The organism is Microcoleus sp., from assembly GCF_049646505.1.
GTDB lineage: Bacteria > Cyanobacteriota > Cyanobacteriia > Cyanobacteriales > Microcoleaceae > Microcoleus.
The window spans coordinates 1-6,812 of record NZ_JBARVX010000109.1; the positions used below are offsets into that span (position 1 = coordinate 1).

The window sequence follows — 6,812 nt, forward strand, 5'->3', positions numbered from 1 at the left end:
GAGGCTGATACCAATTTCATAAAGTAGTGCTAGATATTACCCCCCCAACCCCCCCTTATTAAGGGGGGGCTCAGACTTCATCTATAGCAAGTATTTATTAAATTGGTATAAGTTGAAATTGAAACGCCGATCGCTCGGTGCGAAATCCGCACCATACAAGATTAGTTAGTGCGGATTACACCCTACCAGGATAGATCGCAATGCACGCAGTCGAACTTGTCAACATTTCCAAAATATTTAAAAGTGTCCGCAGTCAAGATTTCTTAGCTGTAGACAACATCAACCTGCAAATTTACGATCGCGAATTCTTTTCTTTGCTCGGCCCTTCCGGCTGCGGCAAAACTACAACTTTGCGAACGATCGCAGGTTTTGAAACTCCCACAGCAGGCGAAATTTACATTCACGGCCAACCGATGCAAAATCGCCCGCCATTTCACCGCCCTGTGAATACGGTATTTCAAAATTATGCTTTATTTCCGCACATGACTGTAGCACAAAATGCTGCATTTGGGTTGGAAATGGAGAATTTGCCTCAGCAAACAATTCGCGATCGCGTGGCGGCAGCCTTAGCATTAGTACAGTTAACAGATGTAGAAAAACGCTATCCCCGGCAACTGTCAGGGGGACAGCAGCAGCGAGTAGCCCTAGCGAGGGCGTTGGTTAAAGAGCCTTCTGTTTTGCTGTTGGATGAACCCCTGGGAGCGCTGGATTTAAAATTGCGTAAAGAGATGCAATTAGAATTAAAAAAAATGCAGCGACAATTGGGAATTACATTTATTTATGTAACTCACGACCAAGAAGAAGCGCTCACAATGTCGGACAGAATTGCAGTGATGGAGGGAGGAAAACTGCAACAAGTCGGGACACCTGTTGATATTTATGAATATCCGAAAACGCGGTTTGTTGCTGATTTTATTGGCGACAGCAATTTTTTGACCGGGCGAGTAGTAGAAAAGCAACAGGGTCAAGTAATTGTGTTGGTTGACCAGCAGTTGCCCGTGTTAGTTAGGACAGCAGAAGATTTGCCGGCTGGGAAAACTGTTACCTTGGTGTTGCGGCCGGAAAAAGCTGCTATTTATCCGGCTAATTACGATGCTGAAAATAGCTGGCCGGGAACAGTAGAAGAGGCGATTTATATTGGCACTGATACGCGCTATAGGGTGCGCTTGACTGCTAAAAGCTCGATCGCCCTTCGCCGACAAAACTTGCACCGAGATGACTTGCAGCGGCACAAAGTCGGGGATAGCGTTCGAGTTGCCGTGCCGCCGGAAAGCATCTGCATTCTTTAAAACGCCCTGCTTAATTAAATCTCCTTTATTGCGGTGATGGCAAAGGAGTTTCCCCTTCCGGCGCGGGAATTTCCGCAGGAGTTTCCCCTTCCGGCGCGGGAATTTCCGCAGGAGTAGATTCAGGCGATGGCGCGGGACTTTCAGCACCGGGCGAGGGACTCTCTGCAGGACTCGGGGCGGAAGTTTCCGGCGGTGGCGGAAGTTGTTCGGGTTCTGGCTGAGGGCTTTGGAGGCTGCGTACCCACAAACCTAAACCAGCAAAGGCTAACATCAGCCCCAACAGCCCCAGCAGCGGCAACCAACGTTTGGACTGCTGTTTTTGAACTCGTTCCGGGGCGGGGGAAGTTTCGGGATACAGTAACTGTTTGGAAGATTCTGAAAGCTGAGATTCCGGTATCCTCCCCGTTTTTTGGAGAGATGCCGACCCTTCTGACATCGGCAGGGACACCGACTGGAGGGACGCTGGCGCTGACACTGCTGCTGAGGTTGGCGCTGAGGCGGGAGGAAACAGTACCAATTTCTCCGGCGACATCCGACAGTAAGTCGCCACGACAGAGGTGTTATCGTAACCGTTTTTCTCGTTGGCGAGGCTAATCCAAGACTGAACTGCTGCTTCCAAAGACATTTGGCCCTCTAGCACCGGAGGGCCGTAATTCTCCCAAGATTGCTCTACCCAGTCGTTGTCGGCCAAACCGTCGGAACACAGCAGCAGCAAGCCTTCCTCTTCGAGAATAAATCGCTGAATCGTCGGGCGCAGGAAATCGCCATCCCGCGTCCCCAAAGCTTGAGTCAGGGCTCCTGCATCCGATCGCAATTGAGTCTCCCAGTATAAACTGTGTCCTAGCTTGACTTCCCTTGACGCTACGTCATCGTCCACAGTCAGCCGCTGACAGTAATTTTTGCCTATCCAATAAGCGCGGCTGTCTCCAACATTGACCAAATAAAGTTCGTGACTGTTGTTCGACGGTACGTCCTCAGAAATTTTGATTTTTTGAGGCAACTGGAGCGCCATCACCAAAGTAGTCCCCATCCGCTGCCGCAACTCTTTTCCCTGCTCGTTATTTTGAGCAGAAATCACGTTATTTACAACTCTCACTATTTCTTCGAGTTGTTTAATTACCATTGCTGGCGTCATCAACTCTTCTTGTTCAGCGATTTCTGCGAGCAAATTTTGGATTAAAGCTTTCAGGGAATGCACGGCTAATTGGCTGGCAACTTCTCCTCCTTCGTGGCCTCCAACCCCATCGCAAACCATTGTCAAGTAAGGAATTAGTTTTTCGCCGCCCGAACTTTTGCTAAATTGTAAATCCGCAGCAGTCGGATAGCAACTGTCTTCATTTTTGGCGCGCTGCGGCCCGGTATCGGTCATGCCGACTACTTCTAAATGCAGGGGCAATAAAGCCGCTTGTTCTAATAGTAAATCGTTTAGTTCTAGGGCGATCGCCTCTAAATTCATGCTGCTGCGGCGCATAAACTGACAAATCTCTCCGAGTCTCGACTGCACCTCTGGCGCGGCCGATTCCACCAAACCAGACCACACATCTCCCAAATCCCTAAGCGTCGGTACAGATTTTCCGGGGTGCAGTTGCAGCAGGCGTACCCGCCAACCTTCCACCCGCAAATTTTCCGGTACCAGCAAACTCGCAGCGACTCCTTGTTCCGAAAGCGGTGTCCACAGTTGAAGCATTTGCCACAGCCAGTAAACTTGGCGCGCCGCACCGGTGTGAGCCCAAGCTTCTAAAATAGAAGGATGCAGGCTACCAAAATTATTAACTGGCACATTTTCCAGCAACAGCACCTCTGTGGCTTCGGCTGCTTCCCCCAGGTAACAAAAACCGTATACTTCCGGCGTATGCAGCCGTTGGGGATACAAATGCAGGTAAGGCGCGATGCTGTCCGGCAGTTGTTCGGGGACGCTTGGAGGCACGGATGGACGGCTCTCCAGCCAGATTTGGGGTGCAATGACAAAATATCGATCGGCTATTACCTTACCCGCGGGCACTTCCTCGGCTGCTGGGCCCACCGCCCGCAAATACCGATAAATTAAATTGGTTTCGCAAGCTGCACAGTGCTGGCGGCCAAAGGTATTGCGGGGTTCGGGACAGCTCAGGTTCGGGCAGTAAATGGGTTCTGAGAAACTACTGATCATATCGAAATAGCTAGTGTAAAAACATTCTGAAGATATTATGATTCGCCAGCCCAAATTCACGAGCTTGAGAATAAACTGATTTTAGCCCCTATCAATTTTTTAACTGCCTTTGGGCCGGAGAAATTGTAGTTGCTGCCGATCGAGATCGGCTAAAATTGTAATCTAAGCTACTAAAACTCTGACTTCGAGCGCGATCCAAGCTTCAACCCGGTACTGCGGCGCGCCAAATCGCCAACAGGGCCAGCAAGCCGCAAACCCTTGCAGAGTAAGTTGTTAGCAATTCGTAAATCTCACATTTCCCATCTAAGATATAAATATTATCACTATTCCTTTTTACGATCTTGACTCCCACACTCTTTTGGCTGCTAGCTGGGACTTTGCTCTGTTTGACAGAGCTATTTCTCCCGACTGCTTTTGTCGCTTTTATGATGGGGCTGAGCGCCTTCGCGGTAGCTGGATGCTCTCTAGTTTTACCTTACGTTAGTTTACAAATCTTTTTGTGGATGGTATTTTCGACCGTTTTTGTGCTGGTGTCTTGGCGCTTGATACCAAAAGGCAAGGTAAGGGCGATCGCAGATTCTCACGAAGCTAAAACTTTAACAGAAATTCCCCCCGGCGAAACGGGACGGGTTATTTATGAGGGCAATTCTTGGCAAGCTCGCTGCGAAGATACGAGCGCCACCATCCCTCCCAACCAAAACGTAATTGTCGTAGGACAAAAAGGCACTACTCTGATAGTTTTGCCAGAAAAATTATTGCATTCTTAAACAAAATGCGTAATTAGTCAGTTGTCAGTTGTCAGTAGTCATTAGTCAGTTGTCAGCAGTCATTAGTCAGTTGGTAGGGGCGGTGCCCCCGTGCCCGCCCTCTTAGTAGTCAGTAGTCATTAGTCAGTAGTCAGTAGTCAGTAGTCAGTAGTCAGTAGTCAGTAGTCAGTAGTCAGTAGTCATTAGTCATTAGTCATTAGTCATTAGTCATTAGTCAACAGTCAACAGTCAACAGCCAACAGTCAACAGTCAACAGTCAACATTCAACATTCAACAGTCAACATTCAACAGTCAACATTCAACAGTTAACATTTAACATTGATAGGAGTCAACCGTGGAACAATTTTTTTTACTCGTATTTTTAGCACTAGGCGGTTCAGCCCTTGCCGGTTCCGTCAAGATTATCAATCAGGGAAATCAAGCATTGGTGGAGACTTTAGGTAAATATAACGGCAAGAAACTCGAACCGGGTTTGAATTTTGTGACGCCGTTTCTTGATCGCGTAGTTTACGAGCAAACAATTCGGGAAAAAGTCTTAGATGTTCCCCCGCAAGCTTGTATTACCCGCGACAACGTTTCGATCACGGTTGATGCTGTGGTTTACTGGCGAATTGTAGACTTGGACAAAGCTTGTTACAAAGTTGAAAATCTTCAGTCAGCAATGGTAAATATGGTGCTGACTCAAATTCGCGCGGAAATGGGTCAACTGGATCTCGAAGAAACTTTTACGGCTCGTTCTCAAATTAATGAAATCTTGCTCAGAGATTTAGATATTGTTACCGATCCTTGGGGAGTGAAAGTAACGCGGGTAGAATTGCGGGATATTATCCCTTCTAAAACTGTACAGGAATCGATGGAATTGCAGATGGCAGCCGATCGCCGCAAGCGGGCGGCAATTTTGACATCCGAGGGCGAACGGGAGTCAGCAGTTAACAGCGCCAAAGGTAAGGCAGAAGCGCAGGTTTTGGATGCAGAAGCGCGCCAAAAAGCTACTATTTTGGAGGCGGAAGCTCAACAAAAGGCGATCGTCCTGAAAGCGCAAGCAGAACGCCAAAGTCAGGTTTTGAAAGCACAAGCTACTTCTGAGGCTTTGCAAATTATCGGCAAAACCCTGCAAAACGACCCCAAAGCGCGGGAAGCTTTACAGTTTTTGTTAGCTCAAAACTATCTGGACATGGGCTTAAAAATTGGCAGCAGCGACAGCAGCAAGGTGATGTTTATGGACCCGCGCAGCATCCCCGCTACGATGGAAGGATTGCGATCGATTGTTGGGGAAGGTAATAGTAATGAGGTGAGCAAATAGAAATAAATTGCGATTTCAATCGCTCCTGCATAGAAAGAAACGGCGATTGAAATCGCTCCTGCACCAATACAAACGGCGATTGAAATCGCTCCTTGTCAAACGATGTCCGCCTCCGCGGACTAAGAATTAATTCAACCCGCGGAGGCGGGTTTCGTCTGTATAGCAGCGATTTCAATCGCCGAGTAATTAATAACTAATGACTAATAACCAATAACTAATGACTAATGACTAATAACTAATGACCAATAACTTCCCTAAGATTGTTGAGCGAGAGTACACCGATCGCACAATCCGAAAAACTCTAAAGTGTGATAATAAATCTTGAAAGAATGAGATTGTTGTAATTGGCTTTCTAAGTGGTGGACGGGGCATTCGTCGATTGTAATAGACGCGCCGCATTCCAGACAAGTGAGGTGATGTTGGTCTTGGTGGGCGGCACCGTAGAGAGATTCGCCGCTAGCGAGGGTTCTGACGTGAACGAACCCCTCTCGCTTTAAACCGTCGAGGGAGCGGTAAACTGTTGCTAAGCCCATGCTTTGGTCGCTGTTTCGCAGTTCTAAGTAGATATCTTGCGCTGAGAGCGATCGATTTAAGGTCTTGAGCAAGTCTAAAATACGCTCCTGACTGCGGGTGCGGTTGGTTCTCATAAATTTTGTCTGTAATTTGCTGGAGTCAAATCTATCCCTGTTTCTAGGCTAGCTTAATTAGGGGCGCGAAAGGGCGATCGGCTTCCCGCCTAGTTGTAGAATGAAGTGGCCGTAACTTCGCATCACGTACACATTGCTGTGACTCAAAAATATTTTGCCCAAATCTATGTTACCCTCCGCCCTTCGGTTTTAGACCCGGCGGGCACTGCCGTACAGTCCGGTTTGCAACACATGGGATACGACAATGTTGAGCGCGTGCGAATCGGAAAGTACGTGGAATTGACGCTGACTGCTGCGGGGGAGTCGGAGGCCCGCGAACAACTCGATCGCGTTTGCGACCAACTTTTGGCCAATCCAGTGATTGAGAATTATCGCGTTGAGTTGACTGAGGTTCCTGTTGCTGTGGAGACAACAGCTTAAGATCGGTCTTTAGGGTGTGTTTTTAAACCCGGAGACCCCCCTAGCCCCCCTTAGTAAGGGGGGGATAAGAGGGCTCTCAAAGTCTTTGTTAAAAACACGAAAACTCCGAACACTCAAAGTGTCCGATCTAAGGGGGATTTAGGGGAATCTAGACTTTGATACAAGCGAGAGAAACCTAAGATTTCAGTCTTAAGTTAACACCTCTTCCCTCGGACTGATGACGTTGGACGGAAAGCT

Annotated in this window: 6 protein-coding genes; 4 read left to right on the forward strand and 2 right to left on the reverse strand. The window is 48.1% G+C overall.

From position 1 onward, the window contains the following. Positions 1-200 precede the first annotated feature (200 nt). Positions 201-1,289 carry an ABC transporter ATP-binding protein gene (locus WBA89_RS06340; protein ID WP_424404826.1) on the forward strand — a complete coding sequence of 363 codons (1,089 nt, stop codon included), beginning with the start codon at positions 201-203 and terminating at the stop codon, positions 1,287-1,289. 25 nt (positions 1,290-1,314) lie between these two features. On the opposite strand, the gene WBA89_RS06345 is transcribed toward WBA89_RS06340, so the two are convergent. After that, on the reverse strand, positions 1,315-3,438 hold the full coding sequence (locus WBA89_RS06345) for a protein phosphatase 2C domain-containing protein (protein ID WP_424404827.1): 2,124 nt from the start codon (positions 3,436-3,438) through the stop codon (positions 1,315-1,317). A gap of 341 nt (positions 3,439-3,779) precedes the next feature. Here WBA89_RS06345 and WBA89_RS06350 point away from each other — a divergent pair, with 341 nt between their 5' ends. After that, complete coding sequence (locus tag WBA89_RS06350) at positions 3,780-4,205, forward strand: NfeD family protein (RefSeq protein ID WP_424404829.1); 426 nt, start codon at positions 3,780-3,782, stop codon at positions 4,203-4,205. Positions 4,206-4,539: 334 nt separating this feature from the next. Further along, positions 4,540-5,508, forward strand: coding sequence for an SPFH domain-containing protein (locus WBA89_RS06355; RefSeq protein ID WP_424404831.1), 969 nt, complete (start codon positions 4,540-4,542; stop codon positions 5,506-5,508). Between the two features lie 254 nt (positions 5,509-5,762). Here the strand turns inward: WBA89_RS06355 and WBA89_RS06360 are convergent, their stop codons facing one another. Further along, positions 5,763-6,155, reverse strand: a complete 393-nt coding sequence (locus tag WBA89_RS06360; RefSeq protein ID WP_424404833.1) for a Fur family transcriptional regulator — start codon at positions 6,153-6,155, stop codon at positions 5,763-5,765. 138 nt (positions 6,156-6,293) lie between these two features. On the opposite strand from WBA89_RS06360, the gene purS reads away from it, so the two are divergent. Further along, complete coding sequence (purS, locus tag WBA89_RS06365; protein ID WP_424404835.1) at positions 6,294-6,575, forward strand: phosphoribosylformylglycinamidine synthase subunit PurS; 282 nt, start codon at positions 6,294-6,296, stop codon at positions 6,573-6,575. The last annotated feature ends 237 nt before the right edge of the window (positions 6,576-6,812 follow it).